Origin of the sequence: Caulobacter sp. CCUG 60055, from assembly GCF_022750545.1 — a bacterium.
In the GTDB taxonomy this organism is placed as follows: Bacteria; Pseudomonadota; Alphaproteobacteria; order Caulobacterales; family Caulobacteraceae; genus PUIC01.
This window is the reverse complement of record NZ_PUIC01000025.1, coordinates 1-1,296: the sequence shown is the minus strand read 5'-3', so window position 1 is coordinate 1,296 and position 1,296 is coordinate 1. Positions and strand designations below refer to the sequence as shown.

At 63.8% G+C, this 1,296-nt stretch carries 1 protein-coding gene; it reads left to right on the top strand.

Annotation, left to right across the window (positions count from 1 at the left end; translation table 11 throughout):
* Positions 1–76 precede the first annotated feature (76 nt).
* Positions 77–1,105, top strand: a complete 1,029-nt coding sequence (locus C5708_RS19370) for an IS110 family transposase (protein WP_242923641.1) — start codon at positions 77–79, stop codon at positions 1,103–1,105.
* Positions 1,106–1,296 lie beyond the last annotated feature (191 nt).

Sequence of the window (1,296 nt, the reverse complement as noted above, 5' to 3'; positions counted from 1 at the left end):
TGTTGGTGTGGACGGCCTCTCATCCCAACGGTTTGATGGCGCTTAGCGTCAACAAACCAGTCGAGAGGAGAGCCACATGGTCACACCAGTGCGTATCGGCATGGACACGGCTAAGTCCGTGTTCCAGCTCCACGGAGTGGATGAGAACGAGGTTGTAGTTCTGCGGCGGCAGCTTCGGCGCGCCGACATGATCCGCTATTTCGAGAACCTTCCGCCGGCCCTTGTCGCGATCGAGTCCTGCGGTAGTTCCCACCATTGGGCGCGGCTCCTGGAGTCGTTCGGCCACGAGGTGAAGCTGATCCCGCCGCAGTACGTGAAGCCGTACGTGAAGCGCGGGAAGAACGACGCGGCCGACGCCGAAGCGCTCTGCGAGGCCGTCACCAGGCCGACCATGCGTTTCGTGGCTGTGAAGTCCAAGGACCGTCAGGCGGCCTGCATGTTGATGACGGTGCGCGAGCGGCTCGTCATGGTGAAGTCGCAGCTCAGCAACGCTTTTCGGAGTTATGCGGCGGAGTTCGGGATTGTGGGCCCGTCCGGCCGGCAGAACGTCAATGGCCTGATCGCGTGCGTCCTCGAAGATGACACGCTGCCGGAGCTGGCGCGCGAGCTCTTCCAGTTTCAAGCCAAGGAATACGCCGCGGTAGAGGCGCGCCTGGCGGAGATCGACGCGAAGCTGATGAAGTGGCACCGCGCCGACGAGCTGAGCCGGCGCATCGCCACCATTCCCGGCGTCGGCCCTATCGGCTCAACGTTGCTGAGCATGAAGGCGCCGCCGGCGGAGACCTTCGGCTCCGGGCGCGACTTCGCCGCATGGCTGGGGCTCACGCCGCGAGACCATTCGACAGGCGGTCGATCAAGACTCGGCGGGATCACCAAGGCTGGAGATCCATTGATCCGGTCAACGCTGATCGTCGGGGCCACAGCGCTGCTGCGCCATGTGCGCCTCGGGCATACAAAGCCATCGCCCTGGCTGGCCAAGCTCATGGAGCGGAAGCCGCCCAAGCTGGTCGCGGTCGCGTTGGCCAACAAGTTCGCTAGGATTGCTTGGCGGCTGATGGTGTCGGGCGGAGTCTACACCCGGCCCGCAGCACTGAACCCGACCTGATCTGAGACCGGCGCCCGGAAGCCAAAGAGGCTGCACCCGGACTGCCCAGGAGACTTGCACGAACGAACAGATGGAAACGACCTATCGGTCGGTACGCGCGACATTCCGAAGATTGCACTGGCATCCCGATGTCGCCAATGTGTTTGGAGCGCGCGTAGCGAACACCATCTTGGCCAGCGAGCTTCTCGCGC